This window comes from Oribacterium sp. KHPX15 (assembly GCF_900107835.1).
Taxonomy (GTDB): domain Bacteria; phylum Bacillota; class Clostridia; order Lachnospirales; family Lachnospiraceae; genus Oribacterium.
In genome coordinates this window covers 60,267-78,638 of the sequence record NZ_FNRG01000019.1, presented here as the reverse complement: position 1 = coordinate 78,638, position 18,372 = coordinate 60,267, and the positions used below count along the sequence as shown (strand labels likewise).

Sequence of the window (18,372 nt, the reverse complement as noted above, 5' to 3'; positions counted from 1 at the left end):
CGTGTACTTGCGGATAAGATTTACAGAAATAGGGAAAACCTTTCGTATTGTAAATCTCGAGGGATAAGACTTGCAGGCCCGGCTTTAGGAAGACCAGGGAAGAATGTTTCAATCGATAAACGTACAGAGTACGTGGATAGCGTTGACAGAATTGAGGTAGAGCGAAAATTTGCATTATCAAAACATAGTCATGGTCTTGGATTAATCATGACCAAGCTTGAAGAAACAAGTCGAAGCTCTATAGCCCTGTCGATCATATCCATGAACTTAGATTGCCTCCTGAGGCTTTCTTTGTTCCAAAAATTGATTTTGATATTTTCAAGGTTCAAGTATTATTATGAGGTAGCCGTTTGAAAAAATCAGGCGGTTACTGAGCATACACTAAATATAGAACTGTTGCTTCTGGCTCTGCCCACGGTTATCTGGTATATAGCGTTCTGCTATTTTCCGATATTTGGAGTAGCTTTGGCATTTAAGCGTTACCGTCTTGTGCCGGGGAAAAGCTTTTTTTACAGCTTGTTTCACGGAAGTGACTGGGTTGGATTATCTAATTTCAGGTTTCTCATGATCAATCCGCAGATGATGAGAGTAGTCAGGAATACACTTCTTTATAATTTGGTGTTTCTTATCCTCGGGATAATTGTTCCTGTTACCCTTGCTATTATACTATCTTATATTCATTCAGGATTTGTCAGGTCTGTTACACAGATATGTATGCTTTTGCCACATTTTATGTCCTGGGTTATAGTTAGCTACTTTGTCTATGCTTTTCTGTCTGCAGATCGTGGCATCATTAATAATGTCCTGGAAAAACTTGGCAGACCTTCTAGCAACTTTTATCTCAAGCCTGAGATTTGGCCGTTTGTTCTCGTTATAGTACATATCTGGAAGACTTCAGGTTATTCAATGCTCATCTATTACGCAAACATATGCGGAATTGATTCTGATCTTTACGACTGCGCTGCTATAGATGGAGCCTCGGTAGGTCAGGTTATACGATATGTAATCTTACCACAGCTTAGGAATATGGTTGTGGTGCTCTTGCTTCTGAATCTTGGACATATTCTTTCTACGGATTTTGGCTTGTTTTATCAGGTTACACGTAATGCGGGATCGTTACTTGCCACCACCGAAACTATTGATGTTTTTGTCTACAAAGCACTGATAGAACAAACAAATTATGGCTTTTCAGCGGCTGCCAGTCTTATACAAAACGGAATCGGATGTATATTGCTGATTCTTGCCAGCCGTATAGTTGCGTTTATTGACCCGGAGGGAGGAATTATATGATAAATTCAAAATCCGGAGGCTACATCAAAGGATTAGGAAGAGGATCAAATGCTATTTTGAGCATTTTTATGCTCCTTTTTTCGGGATTCATGATCATACCGGTTATTCTGATTTTGGCTATATCTTTATCATCTGAAGACTCAATTGCCAAAAATGGATACAGGTTTGTGCCTGCGCAATGGTCAACGGACGCTTACAGTTATATTATAAAAAGTGCAGACAATATAACAAGAGCTTTCGGATTGACTTTCGTGCTGACTCTGATAGGAACGATACTTTCCCTGTTTTTAATCAGCACCATGGCATATGTGCTTAGTAACAGAGATTATAGTCGAAGGAAGGTTCTTATCTGGTTTATTATGATTCCCATGTTCTTTAGTGGCGGACTGGCTGCGTCTTATGCTGTCAACACACAATTTTTTGGGATGAAAAACTCTGTACTGGCACTTATTCTCCCCGAAGCATGTTCAAGCTGGTACATAATAGTGATGCGGACGTATTTTATGAAGAATATTTCCGAGGAGGTTTTGGAAGCAGCAAGACTTGATGGGGCTTCTGCATTCAGATTGTATTTCCGTTTTGTGCTTCCAATGTCTAAGCCGATCCTGCTTACAGTTGGCATATTTGAAGCATTTTCATATTGGAACAGCTGGTACGCAAACCTCATCTATACAGATTCTGCGCATAGCAGGCTATACACACTTCAGTATATTTTGTATAACATGGAAAAAAATGCGTCATACCTGACGTCAAATGAAAACGTAAGTGGAGCTATAATGAATACTGTTCCAACAGAATCTCTCAGGATGGCTCTAGCCAGCATGATAATTCTTCCGGTAATAGTGGTCTACCCTTTTTTCAGGAAGCATTTTCTCAGAGGACTTAATGCAGGTGTAGGGAAATGAGCTGAGCTTCCCGATTTATCTTAATGATCATGGCGTATCAGTCAAAATTTCTTTCCAGTCGACAGAACCTTTCCTTTATTTTTAACCTTCTGAATATCAGTTCTCTGATCCAGTCGATCAGAGAGCAGACAATAAATATTGTAAAGCCAATGACAATAACTCCGACAGTCATCATCGCCGGGTTCTGTTGAGCCAGAAATCCAAATTTATTTACAAGTAAATAATATGAGACAGTCATATTATCATGGATCAGGTAAACACCAAAACATACCGGGCTGAAAAATCTGATGATGGAAATAACTGATTTTTGAGTGATTCGAATCTTTGAAAAAGCGCAGAATAACGCAACAGCACCAATTAGGTTAAGTGAGGATAAATAGCAGTTAAAGGAATACAACTCAAAACCGGTTTCGATGATACCATTCATTTCCAGAACATATCTGATGCCCCAGGATAGAAGCATACAGATAATATAGATCAGCATCCATTTGCATGCGGATATCTTTATTATAATTTCATATTTATGAATGATGCCACCAATATAGTACAAAACAACAAACCATAGCGCACTATATTCCTGATTCAAATTAAATGCATAATCCTGTCCCAAAATCGTTGGCAGGAAGGAAAAAACAACAAACAACAACACTACTATAGCAATATCCTGCTTTTTATTAAATTTTTTCAGTCCGAGATTAATAAAAGGTGTCAGTAAAAACATGCCTGCATACGCGGTAAAGAACCAGTATCTGCTGAACTGTCCTTTTGTATAAAACGTAGGAATGATGCTCTTCCAAAAATTGTTCAACCCAATCTCGTCGGGATATATAAACTTAAAAATTATTGTTATGATCACTGAATAGAAAAGTACCTCAATCCACAGGGTAAAAAGGCGATAGAATCTCGTCTCTTTTTCGTAATGGACAAATCCCGTGATCAGAACGAAACAATTCACAGCTACAAGAAAGAATGACATCAGCAGCCATGACATTTCATATGTAGCGGAGAGAGGTGCTGCAGCATTGATTATCCCGCCCTGGCCAATCACATGTATCATAGGAATGATCATCATTAATATGATTCGAAATAAATCTATTCCGTATTCTCTGGTATTTGTATTTGAAGTATTCAAAGCGTCTCCTTTTCGTAGCCATTAGCTTCAGAGTTTATATCTGTAATGAACAAAACATAACCTTCCCATGGTTCATCCTTGTTAATTTTTACATTCTATATGAGTATATTATAATCAAGATTTCGATCAATCAACGCTATTAACCAGCTTGTTTCAGATTTTCATGAAGTTATTGAAGAAAAATCATCATTGGATCAGGCATGAGGTAATAACGGAACAGGAGTTTCGCTGTGAATGGCTTACTTATCATTCCGTTTAAAAAGACTGCCGAAGGTCTTACTTATATCATTCTGGCTTATAAATTAAGCATTAATTGAATATCAATATACCTTTTTTTTTAAAAACCACCGGGGATGGCTCTCGTAATTGGGAGTCATCCCCGGTGGTTTATTGAAGCTGTCTTTTTGGATGGTCGAAATACATATATATTTTTTTTATAAACATAAGAATTAATGACACCAAAAGAAAACAAGAGTACAATAGGGGAGCTCAAAGATTTTTAAAATTTTAATTTGCTTTATTTATACAGAAAAATACAGATTTGTCAGAAAGAGGAAATAATAAATGCCGCATTCATCAGGAGGGGGTTCCCATGGTGGGGGCTCTCACGGAGGACATTCATCATCGCACTCATCTTCACATTCCGGTTCAAGAAGCTCGTCGCACCGTGTATATGACCATTACATGCCGGGAACAAACAGATACGTATATTATAAGGCCGGACAACCGCATTATTATTACAGTGACAGAAAATATCAAAAAGAGAAGAGTCCGGTACCGTTTCTGTTAGTCTTCATGGCAATATGGATCGCAATATCCATACCATTTTATATCATGATAATCCATGTACCGAAAAAGCTTGTCATGGATTACAACTCAGAAGTGATCATAGAGGACGGAATTGATGTTTTTACTTCCGGAGAAGAAACGGAGTTATATGATGAACTGACCGTTTTCAGTGATGAGACCGGCATTACGCCTGCGATCATCACGGTCAATAATAATGAATGGAAGGGTTATTACAACGACCTTGAAAACTATGCATATGACCGTTATGTAAATCTGTTCCCGGATGAAAAGCACTGGCTCATCGTCTATTCTTCTGACCTGGCTGCCGGCTTTGAGGACTGGTATTTCGAGGGAATGCAGGGCAATGATACTGACGGTATCCTTACAGAAAAACTAACCGATAAGTTCAATGAAATCGTTAACCAATGCCTCACGGCAAGAACCAGATATACGGTAAAGGAAGCATTTACCGAAGGATTTAACTATGTGAGCGAGAACGGCATGAAGACATCTGCAGATCCGGGATTGCTGCTGTTTATGGTACTCCATTCAAGCATCGGTCTCGGCATCCCCTTGTCCATGATAATCCTGTTTCTGAAGCAGAAAAAGGATCCGGACGAAAAGTTAAAGGAAAATGCAACCCTCTGTCCTTCCGCTACAGATGCACTTATGGAGGATACCTGCGAGTATTGCAACGGTGTATACATTCACGGGATACATACCAGCTGCCCGCATTGCGGGGCTGCTATTAAAGCCAAAAGCGGGGCAATAGGATACAGGCTGAACGAGTGAGTTTGAGATAATGTAACATAACAGGAAATACGGGACTTCGCACTGAATTTTGTGCGAAGCCCCGTATTCATTTTAAGAGCAATCGGAGAAGGTGAACCGTAACCGGTGGCTCAGTTTTTCTTATTTGTATAGCTCACTCACATCCATAAACCCGGTGGAGAAATCATTAAGGTGTTCCACTTTATCAGAAAAAGAAACTGCTATTTCGACTTTTTTGTTCTTTAGCTCTTCAGGATCTATATCGTATGAGCGAATACGGTCTGATTCATAAATGTAACCCGCCGGTATAAGTCCGTTCTGATACTTTCCTGATTTGATGTTTACTCCGTCTGCCCGGAGCTCATAGTCATCCAGTGTATAATCTTTGCGGGATTTATTTTGGATGTAGAGCTTAAGCCCGTTCACATACTTATCGTCATCGTACATGCCGAAAATATCAAGATCTTTATTGGAGTACAAAAGCTTTTTGTCGTCTAAGGCTATTTCATCCTTTGTTTCCTGTGCGGTAGTATGGATGTAAACCGGCTCATCAAGTCTGCCGGTGTAGGTATAATCCATGGCTCCGGCTTCTATGTAATCGAAGAGCAGTTCATACAGGTCATTCCCTTTTGGATACAAAAGCTCCTCATAAAAAGTTACATCCGCATTTTTCCTGAAATAGTCGTAGGAATATATGTAACTCCGCTCACAATAGACACCGTTAACACCACTGCACTTTATGACAAGGTTAATGTTTTTGCCCAGCTTGTTCTGTACTCTGAATCCGATTTTGGCAGCCTGTTTACCATCATTCTCAAAAACATTTACAGGGTCGGCATCCACGTATATATCTGTGATGGAAACCGTGACTCCGTCTTTGTCATAAACTATACCGTCACCGGATATCGTGTATTCAGCTTTCACGAAGTTTTGATAACTGCCTTTATTTACGTCTTCATTTCTGCGGTATCTGTGGTAATCGTAAATATAGTAACCAAGTATCGACATGCCAATGATAGAAACCGTGATTCCCGCTATGATGATTATCTCAAGTCTTATCCTCTTTAATATTTCGTTACTCCAGACTAAAGCTTTTTTCTCGCGCTTTTCGTTAACGGCATCTGTGCCGTCTTTTATAAAGGAATCCTTTAGAGAATGTCTTTCTTTCCATTCTTCATTAAGGTCATAGGGAGCACCACAGTTGGAACAGCATTTATCTTTATGTGTATCAATCTTCGCTCCACAGTACTCGCAGGTTATAAAGGGATCGCTGTATTCGAGTTTTTTCGCTTCCTCTAATGCAGCTTTTTTTAATTCATATTCGCTGAAGGCATTTGCTTTAACTTTGTTGTAGCGAAAAAGATCAAATATAAGTAAAAGAATAAGAATCAGCAGAATAATAACCAGTATCATCTATAATATTTCTCCAAACAATCATTATTCCGGAGGATTCTATCACAACAGAGATAAGAAAACAAACTACAGCGGTTAAATAACTTACTGTTTCTAATATTTGTATAGTCTAAATATAGACAATATGAATTTAAATCATGTTGTGTTATGGTTTATGGAAATCAAAGATAAATTTTTTTAAAAGCGCAACTATAAATAGTTGCAAAGAGAATTAATAATGTTATATTAAGGATATAGAATAACGCATGGGACAAAAAGAAAAACTAATTCGTAAACTTAAATCAATACCTAAGGATTTCACATTTGATGAGGCGGAATCATTACTTGGATATTTAACATACTACGGGACCAATAAAGGGAAAACCAGTGGCTCCAGGGTTATGTTTATAAGTGATGAACATGATGCAAAGATTTTGCTACATAAACCGCATCCTAGAAAAGAGCTTTTGGAATATCAGATTAAGCAACTTATTGAGCAGTTAGAACAGGAAGGTTTGATATGAGTAATATTATGGAATACAAAGGTTATGTGGGAAGTGTTGAATTTTCTGAGAAAGACGGATTATTCTTTGGAAAAGTTCAGGGAATTCGTTCTCTTATTTCATATGAAGGTACAAATGCTGTTGAACTTGTTTCCGATTTTCATGCAGCCGTTGACGACTATCTGAATCTCTGTGCAGAGGAAGGAACAACGCCTGAAATTGCCTATAAGGGGAGTCTTAATGTCAGATTTAAAAACAGTGATATTCATCGAAGAGCCGCCATTTATGCCATTAAGCATCAACAAAGTTTAAACAGCTTTATTGAAGAGGCAGTAGAAGAAAAGCTGGCATTGAATCAGGCCTGATGTAAAAGGATAAACTTCAATTGAATGAAAGACCGGAGGAACATGCTCCCTTATAGGAACGTGGTCCTCCGGCTTGAATATTTTGACTTTCTTTAGCCTTCAGCCCAGTCTCCACCACCACCTAATGGCTGTTTGCCCTGAGCAATAAGGTCAAGGTCTCTGTACATCTCTGCTGCGGAGAAATCATCATAGCAAAGTTCTGTTGGATATCCGTCAACAGCTATTGCAGTATTGGTTTGCCAAAAAGCTTTTAAAGCTTTATCGTAGTAAAGATATTCGGGCACAAATACTGAGGTTGCGCCGATACGGGCACCTGTATCGATCCGGCCGGAGCGTTCATAACAAGTATATTCTCTTCCGTGTGCGCCATAAGGAAGATCGTAACTACCATAAGCATCAGTAGCAATAAAGTATACATTTGTCCCGTCACTTGAAACTATCTTAAGTGTATAACCCGGATAGTTTACTGTCATTTCGGGAATATTGTCATTATCAAGGTTGAACAGTTTATATCCTGTTCCGTTTGAAACCGCATGCTCCGACATGACAATTGACTTATACTGTTCACAAATTGCAGGAGTCATTCCGGAATAATCACCTTGCCACTGCCCAGCAAAAGAATTTAACGCGAATACCGGTGCAATCAGTGCTGTTGCTGCCACTATTCTAGATATTTTTCTGATCATAACTGCTCCTATTTTAAACAATCAAAACTACGCTTTTGAGACCATATTTATTTTACCATCAGTACTGAAATTATTCTTCAATTCTTTTCCTTACCTGATATACAGTTACAAAAGCCTAAGGATCCAATTGTTTAGAAATCAAATTCCTTCAGTTCTGCATTTTTGATTCCGTAGGATGCGAACTCTTCATTTGTCATGTCTCTGAAGTAGGACATGATAAATCTTGAGATGCCGTTATGGGCAACAAGTAAATATACCTTGTCAGGTTCCTTCTTTATATCATCCAGAAGATTATATATCCTCTGGGCCATGCGGAACATGGATTCTCCTCCGTCGTAGCTGTCTATAAAGTTTTGTTTTGCAAGCTTGAAGTCGCCGCCATCCCTGGGGGTAGATTCCCATTTGCCGAAGTTCTGCTCTATAAGCCTTTGCTCTACCCGCATTGGAATACCTGTTATTTTTGATATTTCCTCTGCTGTATCATAGGCTCTTGATAAAGGAGAAGTCAGTATCTCATCAATATGGATCCTGCCGCTGTCAATGTCTTCCCTGATCTTCACGGCAGCCACTTTTGCCTGTTCATGACCTTTATCTGTCAGAGGGCTGTCTGTGGCCCCACAGATTTTATTCTCTACATTCCATACTGTCTGTCCGTGACGAACAAAATATAACTTTCCCATACTGCGCTCCTTTTTGATCCAATATTTGCTTAATACATCTTATATTTATAAAATCCATAAATCAAGTCGACCTAACTATATATATCGCCTAAAGATTATGTGTTTTATGGCGGTTTATTTATATAATCCATGTTCATCCGGTATCGGTCTATGCAAAATTAGAAATGACAATGTACCGGTCTTGATATTTTGAAAGCGGGGTGCGACATATGTATTTTCGCAAACTGATTTTAGCTTTGATAGTTTCCATATTCGTGGTAGCAGGTGTTGTTTCGTATCCCTACGAGATAGATTATTCACCGTACTATATAACATCGGACTATTGTGTTTCCCCGGGCTACCTTCTCTATGTTGTTAACTGTGAGGTAAGCGTATCACTGAGATATTCTCCGGCTACTAATGCGGATGTTATCACTCAGGTTCCGTTATACGCATGTGTTCAGTATCTGGGTAATGCCCGAAATGGTTATCTGTATGTTGATTACAATGGGATGATAGGTTACATTCTGGCGGAATACCTGGATTACAGGGAACCACATACGGAAGTTGGACATTTTGGGACCATTGCTAATGTTAATGAATCTGCAAGTCTTCGCAGTCTTCCTACAGCTGCTTCTCCTGCGTACACACAGATGCCTAAAGGAGCCACGGTTACGGAAATCTCTGACATAAATGATGGCTTTTATAAAGTTACCTACAATGGCATGAAGGGATATGTTATGAAATCCCTGGTCCAGCTTTATACAGATTCGTCCCAGAAGGTTTACGGCACATATTTTAATCAAAGCCTAATGGAGTTTATAGACGTTACTCCCAATGATCCCACTTCCATAACTGTGGAGTTTTATGATTATACGCCTACAGGTGAACGGAATCCACCATATATGAAAGTAGATTATGTGATGGTTAATAACAATACCTGGAGCTCTATCGCCGCCGATTATGGTAAGTTCAGTCTGGATGCCGGAGCACAGGTCATATGCTATGACGGTTTAAATACCATCGCCTTTGTACCTTACGGGTATTCACCTGTTTATTACTACAGATAAAAACCAAGAAGAAAAAAACATAGTTATATAGGAGCCATTATGTCAAACGAAAAAGATATTAATATCGCAGTGAACCCAACATCCAACACAGCTATCACTACACTGATTCTTCTGGCCAATGCAGGATATGATAAAGCATTAGCCATACTTGAAAAAATGGGTGTTGAAAAGGAAAAGATCTTTCATGATGTTGACAGGGAGGATATGATAAACCGTCCGTCTGATATCGTGAGAGAGCTTCGTTATGTTGCACTGAACAGAACTATTGAGGAGTGCGGATATGGGACGCTTCTGGATCTGCCTTGTGGTTATACGCCCAAGGTGTTTGAATTCACCGAAAAGGGTATGAATTATATCGGCTGTGACCTTCCTGCGGTTATCAATGATTTTGCACCGATAATTGATTCCATGACTGATGAGGATCAGAAAAAGAAGATTGATTTTCAGATTGTTGACGTTACAAATTATGAAAGCCTGAAGGCTGCGGCTGATAAAGCCGATGGTCCTGTTTGTATAGCAACAGAGGGACTAACAGTTTATCTGACACCGGATGAAAAACTGCTGCTCAGGAGAAATATCCGCCGTATCCTTTCCGAAAAGGGCGGCTGCTGGCTAAGTGCGGATGTAGAGACAAAGGAATACTATATGGCTGTTTTCAAGGCGGTTGCAGGTGATGATAAGGCATATGACCTGCTGGCTGCAGCAAGGAGAGGTTTCAGCGGCCAGTCTGATACAAGTATACATAAAAATGCTTCAGACGTTTTTGACGGAAAGGCAAAAGAAAGAGCCGGATTTTCAAAAGTGGATTATGAAAAGATCGAAGCCCTTGCCAAGGCTGAAGGTCTTTTGGTGGAAAAGATACCATACTATCGGGACGATTTTGAACTTCATCTTTTTGATAGTATGTCACCTGAAGAGATAGAAAAGCTTCGTGAAAATATTAAGCATGTAAATATCTGGAAATATACCCTTGATCCGGAATATAAGGGAAAGGAGAGCAACGGAAGTTCCGGCTCTGTTAACTCGGAAAAAGATCTCCCATTTAGGGTAGATAGTGAACTTAAGGATGGTGTGTTTAATGTAAACATTCAGGGACGAATGGATACCATCACAGCTCCGGAGCTTTTAAAGAAGTTTAAGGAGTCTGAAGGAAAGATCACCGCAATAAATGTGGATGTAAGCCACATGCCTTATGTTTCATCCGCAGGATTGCGTGTCCTTTTGATGATGTATAAGTCATTGGAGGATAAGGATATGTTTGAAATGACGGGTGTAAGTAAGGAGGTAAGAGAAATTTTTGAAACCACCGGCTTTGACCAGTTCTTTTTGAAGGATTGAGAAGCTGAAGAACTGATATGTCAGGAGTAAGGCTTATGAGAACACTTTCAGAATCACTGTTAATTATCTTTTTGACCGTTATTCTTACGGGGTGTTCTTCCTTTGCAAAAAAATCTCCAGAAGCGGCTCATACTTCCAATGCTTCTGACATAATCGTTGTCACGGAATCTATGAAAGGTGACCCCATATGGTCTGATCCTGAAAGTCTTCATGCGCTTATAATTTCTGATATTCACTATACGGAACGGGAGAGTGCAGATCACCTTAATGTTCCGGGAATAGCTCTTTCGGGGGAGTTTACAGATGCCATAGTGGAAGAGGTTATTGCTAAAAAACCAGATGTTTTCATCGTGACAGGTGACAATACTAACAGCGGATCAGCAGCGGATGTGGCCGGTCTTGTATCAAGACTTCAAAGGGTAAAGGATGCTGGAATTCCTCTGGTGATCACTACGGGCAATCATGATTTTGATCTGATGGATGATGAGGAATATGAGAAAGCTTACTTCGGACTTCTGGATCCGGTTGACAGAGATCCGGCGTCGCTCAGCTACACCTATATCTCAAAGGATGTAGTGCTTCTCGCCATGGATGACAAAGCCTTATCCCGGGGTGCACAGAGCGAATTCTCTCCTGAAACCATGAGCTGGCTCCGGGAGATGCTGGAAAAATATAAAGGTAAAAATATCGTCTTTCTTTCACATCACAATGTTTTGTATAACTCATCCGGGAAAGAAACCGCAACCAATATCATCCATAATGACGATCTGACGGAAACCCTGGTAAAGAGTGGCGTTAAGCTTTGCATAACAGGGCATATGCATTCCCAGTATATCCTGGAGAAGGACGGACTCTGGGAGGTGCTGAGCGGCATGCCCTTTGCCGGGAAACATCTCATGGGAAATCTTGCAGTAGGAAATGATAAGATCCTTTACTATGCGGATCCTCTGGAGCTTGATGTTTATGGAAAAGAGGTGTTAGAAAAGCTTCGCCCTCTGGAAGAAGAACGTGACCAATATATGGACAAGGTCTTTTCGGAGCTTTTGGATAGTGGAGGCCTCAAAGGGAAGAAAAAGGACGGGGTCAAGGAACTGATATTCCGATTTTTTGATTATTATGAGGAGGGTTCCCTGGCCGATCACCGCCCTGAGATAATGGCGGATCCTTACTATAAGGACATGTTGGATGCATTGTGGGATCACAACTACGGTCCATGGATGAAAGAGATGGCAGAGAATACGAAATACAGCGGAAGACAACTGGAGATCAACCTGTGAAAACATCCGTTGGTATGGTTTCACAGTCATATACGAGCCTATCTCATCTGAAAAACGGCGGGTATATTGATTTCATAACCGGGGTTCTCACAGGTATTATACGTGCCTATCTCATACGTCTGGTTGCATTGTCCTGGAAACTGAAATAGTCAGGTCTGTGACGGGACTGGGTATATTCGAACATGATACCATCACTGTTATAGGTCTGGCTGGTTACGACGGCAAGACAATTGTAATCTCCCAGATCCAGGTATTTCTCATCAATTTCTGTCATTTTCTCAACGGTAAATACACGCTTACTGGTGATGATGGACATGTTGAGAGTGTTTTCAATATAGTCGTAGATTGAGCTCTCAGCGATTTCTTTAGTCAGGTTGGGAACAAGATCTTTCAGGAAGTAATTGTGATTAAGAATAAGAGCTTTATTATCAAGGTAATGAACACGCTGGAGATAATACAGGTTTGAACCGGGTTCAAAACCTGTCCGGCGTGCTATTTTTTTATCAGCCACAAGCTCTGTCAGATATATCACTTTGGTTTTTGGCTTTTTGCCGTTTCTTAGTGCTGATTCACGAAAGCTTTCGATATTCCCTATGGCAAAAGAGTTTTGCTGTGTCGGCTGATATATATTACGTACGCCCTTTCCCTGCATGGTTTGTACATATCCATCTGTGACGAGATTACCTATGGCACGTCTAATGGTATTTCTTGAGCAGTCGTAATAGTCTATTAACTGGTGTTCGGAAGGGAGCAGTTCCTGGAATTCATACTCCCCGGTTTCGATTTTATTTTTTAAATCCTGATATATATCAGAATATCTGGACTTTGGCATGTCAAAAGAACTCCTTGCTTGTTTAAACATCTTAATCATTATAGCTTATTTTACCGATACAGTAAACATTCAGCCACACGTGCAAACTTGTTTAAACAACTTTCGATATTTTCGTTGACATGTTTAAACAAGTGTGTTATAAATTCCTCAGAACTTGTTCAAACAAGATGATTTTAAACGGAGGTCGTTATGGGTAAGTATGCGGAGGACGCAAAGGAGCTTTTAAAGCTCGTAGGTGGAAAAGAGAATATTGCAGCGGTATCACATTGTGTTACCAGAATGAGATTTGTACTTAATGATCCGGCAAAGGCAGATGTTCCGGGCATAGAGAAACTTAAATCTGTAAAGGGAAGCTTCACACAGTCGGGACAGTTCCAGGTTATCATCGGAACTACGGTGAATGATTTTTACAATGATTTCATCGCTGTATCAGGCATCGAAGGTGTTTCCAAGGATGCGGTAAAGAGTGCAGCAAAGCAGAATCAGAATGCACTTCAGAGAATGATCACGGCTCTGGCGGAAGTATTTGCACCACTCATTCCTGCCATCATCACAGGAGGTCTGATCCTTGGTTTCAGAAACTGTATTGACAGTCTGTACCTTTTCGAAAACGGAACCAAAACCTTGTGTGATATCAGTACATTCTGGGCGGGAATAGACAGTTTCCTGTGGCTCATTGGCGAAGCAGTATTTCATATGCTTCCTGTTGGTATCTGCTGGTCGGTTACAAAGAAAATGGGAACCACACAGATCCTTGGAATCATTCTCGGTCTTACACTTGTATCCGGACAGCTTTTAAATGCCTATGCCGTTGCAGGTGCAACTGAGATTCCTGCCTGGAATTTCGGATTCTTCAAAGTGAATATGATTGGTTACCAGGCACAGGTTATACCGGCAATGCTTGCGGCATTTACATTGGTATACCTTGAAAAATTCTTCAGAAAGATTACTCCTGCGGTGGTTTCAATGATAGTTGTTCCTTTCTGCAGCCTGCTCCTTTCTGTTATCGCAGCTCATTTCGTTCTGGGTCCTATCGGCTGGAAGATAGGCTCAGCAATTTCTTCAGTAGTTTATGCAGGAATCACAGGTTCCCTGAAGATTGTTTTTGCGGGAATTTTTGGCTTCATCTATGCGCCGCTGGTTATCACCGGACTTCATCATATGTCCAATGCCATCGACCTTCAGCTCATCGCTGACTATGGCGGAACCATGCTTTGGCCGATGATCGCTCTTTCAAATATCGCACAGGGTTCAGCAGTCCTTGGAATGATCTTCTTACAGAAGAAGGATCCGGAGGCTCAGGAGGTTAATGTTCCTTCATGCATCTCCTGCTATCTCGGCGTAACAGAGCCTGCTATGTTCGGAGTAAACTTAAAGCATGTTTATCCTTTCGTATGCGGAATGATCGGTTCGGCATGTGCCGCTGTAATCTGCGTGGCAACAGGAACAACAGCCAACGCCATCGGTGTAGGCGGCCTTCCCGGAATCCTTTCAATCCAGCCTCAGCACATGGCAAGCTTCGCAATCTGTACACTTGTTGCTGTAGCAGTTCCGTTCCTTCTCACTGTTGCGGTAGGTAAAAAAAGAGGAACCGTAAAGGTTATGAAGCCGGCGGTAAGCGTTTGAAACAGGTATAAGAGTTTGAAAGTAAGCATTGAAATCTGAAATGTGGGTCGGCAGCAGTCAGGATTAATCTGGCAGCTGTCTGATCCTCCAAATGAGTTTGACAGTAAACTTTTGAGATTATTTGGAGGGTGAGATTCGAGTTCGGATTAATTCGGCTCGTGCCTGACCCATGGAGGAAAGTTATGAAGAATTTTAGTAAGAGTACGATTTATCAGATATATCCGAAGTCTTTCTGTGACAGCAACGGCGACGGAGTCGGTGACATAAGGGGAATCATCGAAAAGCTTGATTACATCCGTAGTCTCGGGGTGGATTATATCTGGAGTACACCTTTCTTTAAATCACCCATGAATGACAATGGGTACGATATAGAGGATTATCTTGACATTAATCCTATGTTTGGAAATATGGAGGATGTAACTGAGCTTATTACGGAAGCCGGAAAACGAGGATTGGGGATCATATTTGATATGGTCTTCAACCACACCTCTACAGAACACGAGTGGTTTAAACGTGCCCTCGCCGGTGAAGAGAAGTATATGAACTACTATATTTTCCGTGATGGTAATGCTGACGAACCACCTACGAACTGGCAGTCAAAGTTCGGCGGCAGTGCCTGGGAATATGTTCCTTCTCTCGGAAAATGGTATCTTCATCTTTTTGATGTATCACAGGCAGATCTTAACTGGGATAATCCAGAAGTAAGGAACGAGTTAAAGAAGGTCATCCTTTTCTGGAAGGACAAGGGAGTCAGGGGATTCAGATTTGACGTAGTAAATCTCATATCAAAGCCGGAGATATTCCGGGATGATGAGGAAGGTGACGGACGAAGATTCTATACTGACGGACCACATGTACATGAATATCTGAAGGAACTTGTGGCGGATACGGGTATAGAGGACATGCTGACTGTCGGGGAAATGTCTTCCACCTGCATTGATCACTGCATCAGATACACGGATCCCGGAGAAAAGGAACTCTCCATGTGCTTCAACTTTCATCATTTGAAAATAGATTACAAGGATGGAGAAAAATGGGAGCTTCAGAGGCCGGATTACGACAAGCTGAAGGATATATTCCGTGAGTGGCAGCTCAGGATGCAGGAAAAAAACGGATGGAATGCTGTTTTCTGGTGCAATCACGACCAGCCGAGAGTAGTCTCAAGACTTGGGGATGAACACAAATATTGGAAAGAGTCTGCAAAGATGCTTGCCTGCAGCATACATATGCTTCGCGGAACGCCTTATATATATCAGGGTGAAGAAATCGGCATGATGAATCCGCATTTCGATAAAATAGAGGATTACCGGGATGTGGAGAGCATTAACTACTATAAGATACTTCGGGAAAGTGGAAAAAGCAAAGAAGAGGCACTTCATATTTTAGGAGAACGTTCAAGAGATAATTCCAGGACGCCCATGCAGTGGGATAACACTAAGTATGCAGGCTTTTCCGAAGTAGAACCCTGGATAAGTCTTCCGGAGGATCGAGAGGGTGTTAATGTTTCCGACCAGGAAGCGGATGAAGATTCTGTTCTTAACTTTTACAGAAAGCTTGTAAATCTCAGGATGGAGTATGAGGTCATCCGGGACGGCAGTATCGAATTTATCTTTGATTCTGTAAAAGAGATTCTGGCCTATAAGAGAGTCGGAGAGGATGGAGACATCCTAGTGCTCAACAATATGTCAAAAGATGAAGTGAGTCTGCCTCAAAGTATAGATATGACAGGCAGGAAAATCCTGCTCTCAAACTATGACGAAAGCCGGATTTCAGGTATTGATGTCTTAAGACCATATGAGTGTATTGTGATTCAGTAAATGTTTTTATTCAAAGCCGGAGGGGCTGTTCTGTTTTCGGAACAGCCCCTCCGGCTTTATTATTTGAGAGAATTTTGTAACCTGTAGCTTTTGAAGCTTTGTCACAGGACTTGAAACCATATTAAGCCCATTTATATAATTCATTAATCCAGTCGATTTTTAATTATAATCAGTTAGTCAGAAAACTTCCTGATTCTAGGAGGTATAAGATACACCATGGATGAAGAAACAAAAGTAAAGTTAAGAAGATATCGAAAGAATATAGAGCTGAACGGGAAGGCAATGCTCCTTGTGGGGTGCTGGACTGTGGTGAAGTATTTCATGATTATATGCTTTAGTGACAAAACCATTATGGATTTAATGGGGGTCACTGAGGAAGAACTGGAAGAGTATGGGGCTTTTATGACCGTGACTTTTTTTCTGATCATGGGGATCATAGTCCTTATGTATATATATTTGGGAAGAAGAGCCATAAAATATGCCAAAGGAAAGAGTAAAAGGCTTTTCTTTTTAGTGTTTGCGGCATTGTTTTTGATTCTGACAGTACTCGGGCTTCCGGGATACTTTATTGAAATCAAAGAGGATCTTACACAGATAGATACTATATTGGCAGCGTTGTTTGTAGACATTACCACCTGCTTTGCACTGGGGGATATGATATATGCTGCGATTCAGGTAAAGAGACTTTCCAAAGGCACAGTTTTGAGTGAGGTGTGATATGCAGGAAGATTTTCATTATTATGCAACCTACTGTGCTGCGTTCCTTGCAGGCTTCGGTCATGAAGATAGTTTGGATATCTGCTACAGTGCCCAGTTCGTGGATCTTTGTTCAAGGACACTTCTTTTAAAGATCGGTGCACCTCAGAATGCAGCAACCACGCAATTACAGCTTGAGATGATGGATGCAAGTACAGACGTATTGAGTCTTCAGGATATAACCAGAATCTGGGCATCCTTCCATTTTCTGCCCAGGGATCTTTATGCGGAAAAAGCAAAGCGGACCAAAAGGTATATGGACAGGTACAGACTGATCTGCGGGCCTAACGGGGAGCTTTTGAAAAAGACTGTGGAGCTTGCAAAGGGGCATGGGCTCCAGCATGCGGGTATAGCCATGCATGTTCTGGCGGACACCTGGGCCCACAGTAATTTTGCGGGAACACCAACCCTTGTTATTAACAATACAGATGAGCATTTCTATGAGTTTCGTGAAGCAGCAGGCGGCGAGGCAAATGGTAATGCCGGTACGGATTTAGATTCTGATTCAGAGGGAACCTGGGTAAAAGTCAAGTTCAGACATAGTCCCTCGGAGCCTGATGATGTTGAAAAGGGATTGTATTCCAACAGTCTTTTCCAGGGGAATGAAGTGTCCATCATGAACCTGGGACATGGAAGAGCAGGACATTTTCCTGATTATTCTTTTGCAAAGTATAAGTATCTTCCTGCCTGGGGAGACTATCATGAGCTTATAAAAGATAACCCCTCTGATTACCGTAAGGCCTTTTCCCAGATGGTATATGCCATGAAATTCCTGAAAGGAAGCATTGACCTATTTGAAACGGAACGGTATGAGGAAGAGGTACCGGAAAAGTACGGAGAAAGGATCGACAGGATCCTGAGGAAGCGTCAGATCAATGCCTGCGCCGACTGGAAGGAGTTTGGAGAGGAACTTTCCGGGCAGGAGATCCCTGATTTTGACGTCGAAAAATATCAGGACGAATACAGTAAAGCAGGTAAGGGCGAAAAGGATAATACCTTTATAGGAAGATTCATAAAAGGCGCCCTGGCTCAAAAGGGCATGGTTACAGGTGAGATTTTTAAATCCGGAAATATGATCGCAGGATTCTCGAAGGCAGTTCCCAAGGATAAACTGTCTATTAAGAACTTCTTTAAATAGCGATCTGACTGGACTGCTGACGTATG

General features: G+C 41.0%; 17 protein-coding genes and 1 pseudogene. 13 read left to right on the top strand and 5 right to left on the bottom strand.

The genetic code is table 11. The annotated features are described in order from the left end of the window. From BLV86_RS11790 to BLV86_RS11780, 3 genes are all read left to right on the top strand, one after another. Window positions 1-354: transposase (locus tag BLV86_RS11790; protein WP_139297915.1), on the top strand; the 354-nt coding region annotated here is incomplete at its 5' end. A gap of 111 nt (window positions 355-465) precedes the next feature. Then, window positions 466-1,290 (top strand): ABC transporter permease subunit, encoded by an 825-nt coding sequence (locus BLV86_RS11785; protein ID WP_090817569.1) that lies wholly within the window; start codon window positions 466-468, stop codon window positions 1,288-1,290. Beyond that, on the top strand, window positions 1,287-2,195 hold the full coding sequence (locus BLV86_RS11780; RefSeq protein WP_090817565.1) for a carbohydrate ABC transporter permease: 909 nt from the start codon (window positions 1,287-1,289) through the stop codon (window positions 2,193-2,195). Before BLV86_RS11785 ends, BLV86_RS11780 begins: the two co-directional genes overlap by 4 nt. 37 nt (window positions 2,196-2,232) lie before the next feature. Here the strand turns inward: BLV86_RS11780 and BLV86_RS11775 are convergent, their stop codons facing one another. Continuing rightward, entirely contained in the window at window positions 2,233-3,327 is a 1,095-nt protein-coding gene (locus BLV86_RS11775) for an acyltransferase (RefSeq protein ID WP_090817562.1), read from the bottom strand. 564 nt (window positions 3,328-3,891) lie between these two features. Between BLV86_RS11775 and BLV86_RS11770 the strand changes: the two genes are divergently transcribed. Continuing rightward, window positions 3,892-4,908 (top strand): TPM domain-containing protein, encoded by a 1,017-nt coding sequence (locus tag BLV86_RS11770; protein ID WP_090817559.1) that lies wholly within the window; start codon window positions 3,892-3,894, stop codon window positions 4,906-4,908. A gap of 120 nt (window positions 4,909-5,028) precedes the next feature. On the opposite strand, the gene BLV86_RS11765 is transcribed toward BLV86_RS11770, so the two are convergent. After that, the gene (locus tag BLV86_RS11765) at window positions 5,029-6,300 is read right to left on the bottom strand and encodes a hypothetical protein (RefSeq protein ID WP_090817555.1); all 1,272 of its coding nucleotides are present in this window, start codon (window positions 6,298-6,300) and stop codon (window positions 5,029-5,031) included. 245 nt (window positions 6,301-6,545) lie between these two features. Between BLV86_RS11765 and BLV86_RS11760 the strand changes: the two genes are divergently transcribed. Together BLV86_RS11760 and BLV86_RS11755 are read left to right on the top strand one after the other, a co-directional pair. Continuing rightward, window positions 6,546-6,803, top strand: a complete 258-nt coding sequence (locus BLV86_RS11760) for a type II toxin-antitoxin system HicA family toxin (RefSeq protein ID WP_090817552.1) — start codon at window positions 6,546-6,548, stop codon at window positions 6,801-6,803. Next, a complete protein-coding gene (locus BLV86_RS11755) occupies window positions 6,800-7,147 on the top strand; it encodes a type II toxin-antitoxin system HicB family antitoxin (RefSeq protein ID WP_090817549.1) in 348 nt (115 codons plus the stop codon). The genes BLV86_RS11760 and BLV86_RS11755 overlap by 4 nt, the downstream gene beginning before the upstream one ends. 92 nt (window positions 7,148-7,239) lie before the next feature. Here BLV86_RS11755 and BLV86_RS11750 read toward each other — a convergent pair whose 3' ends face one another. Next, on the bottom strand, window positions 7,240-7,833 hold the full coding sequence (locus tag BLV86_RS11750; RefSeq protein ID WP_090817546.1) for a hypothetical protein: 594 nt from the start codon (window positions 7,831-7,833) through the stop codon (window positions 7,240-7,242). Window positions 7,834-7,964: 131 nt separating this feature from the next. Beyond that, a complete protein-coding gene (locus BLV86_RS11745; RefSeq protein ID WP_090817543.1) occupies window positions 7,965-8,513 on the bottom strand; it encodes a histidine phosphatase family protein in 549 nt (182 codons plus the stop codon). A 209-nt stretch (window positions 8,514-8,722) separates the two neighbouring features. On the opposite strand from BLV86_RS11745, the gene BLV86_RS11740 reads away from it, so the two are divergent. From BLV86_RS11740 to BLV86_RS11730, 3 genes are read left to right on the top strand one after another with little or no spacing between them, the layout of a single operon-like run. Next, window positions 8,723-9,562, top strand: a complete 840-nt coding sequence (locus BLV86_RS11740; protein ID WP_090817540.1) for an SH3 domain-containing protein — start codon at window positions 8,723-8,725, stop codon at window positions 9,560-9,562. A 39-nt stretch (window positions 9,563-9,601) separates the two neighbouring features. Further along, window positions 9,602-10,900, top strand: a complete 1,299-nt coding sequence (locus BLV86_RS11735; protein WP_090817538.1) for an STAS domain-containing protein — start codon at window positions 9,602-9,604, stop codon at window positions 10,898-10,900. 35 nt (window positions 10,901-10,935) lie between these two features. Beyond that, window positions 10,936-12,177, top strand: coding sequence for a metallophosphoesterase family protein (locus BLV86_RS11730; RefSeq protein ID WP_175456531.1), 1,242 nt, complete (start codon window positions 10,936-10,938; stop codon window positions 12,175-12,177). 106 nt (window positions 12,178-12,283) lie between these two features. Here BLV86_RS11730 and treR read toward each other — a convergent pair whose 3' ends face one another. After that, on the bottom strand, window positions 12,284-13,009 hold the full coding sequence (gene treR, locus BLV86_RS11725; RefSeq protein WP_090817530.1) for a trehalose operon repressor: 726 nt from the start codon (window positions 13,007-13,009) through the stop codon (window positions 12,284-12,286). 189 nt (window positions 13,010-13,198) lie between these two features. Here treR and treP point away from each other — a divergent pair. The 4 genes and pseudogenes from treP to BLV86_RS11705 form a co-directional block, all read left to right on the top strand. Beyond that, window positions 13,199-14,599 (top strand): annotated as a pseudogene (gene treP, locus BLV86_RS11720) (PTS system trehalose-specific EIIBC component); the annotation flags it as partial. A 218-nt stretch (window positions 14,600-14,817) separates the two neighbouring features. Further along, entirely contained in the window at window positions 14,818-16,452 is a 1,635-nt protein-coding gene (treC, locus tag BLV86_RS11715; protein ID WP_090817524.1) for an alpha,alpha-phosphotrehalase, read from the top strand. Between the two features lie 216 nt (window positions 16,453-16,668). Continuing rightward, window positions 16,669-17,169 (top strand): hypothetical protein, encoded by a 501-nt coding sequence (locus BLV86_RS11710; RefSeq protein WP_090817521.1) that lies wholly within the window; start codon window positions 16,669-16,671, stop codon window positions 17,167-17,169. 1 nt (window position 17,170) lies between these two features. Further along, the gene (locus BLV86_RS11705) at window positions 17,171-18,346 is read left to right on the top strand and encodes a DUF6765 family protein (RefSeq protein WP_090817518.1); all 1,176 of its coding nucleotides are present in this window, start codon (window positions 17,171-17,173) and stop codon (window positions 18,344-18,346) included. Window positions 18,347-18,372 lie beyond the last annotated feature (26 nt).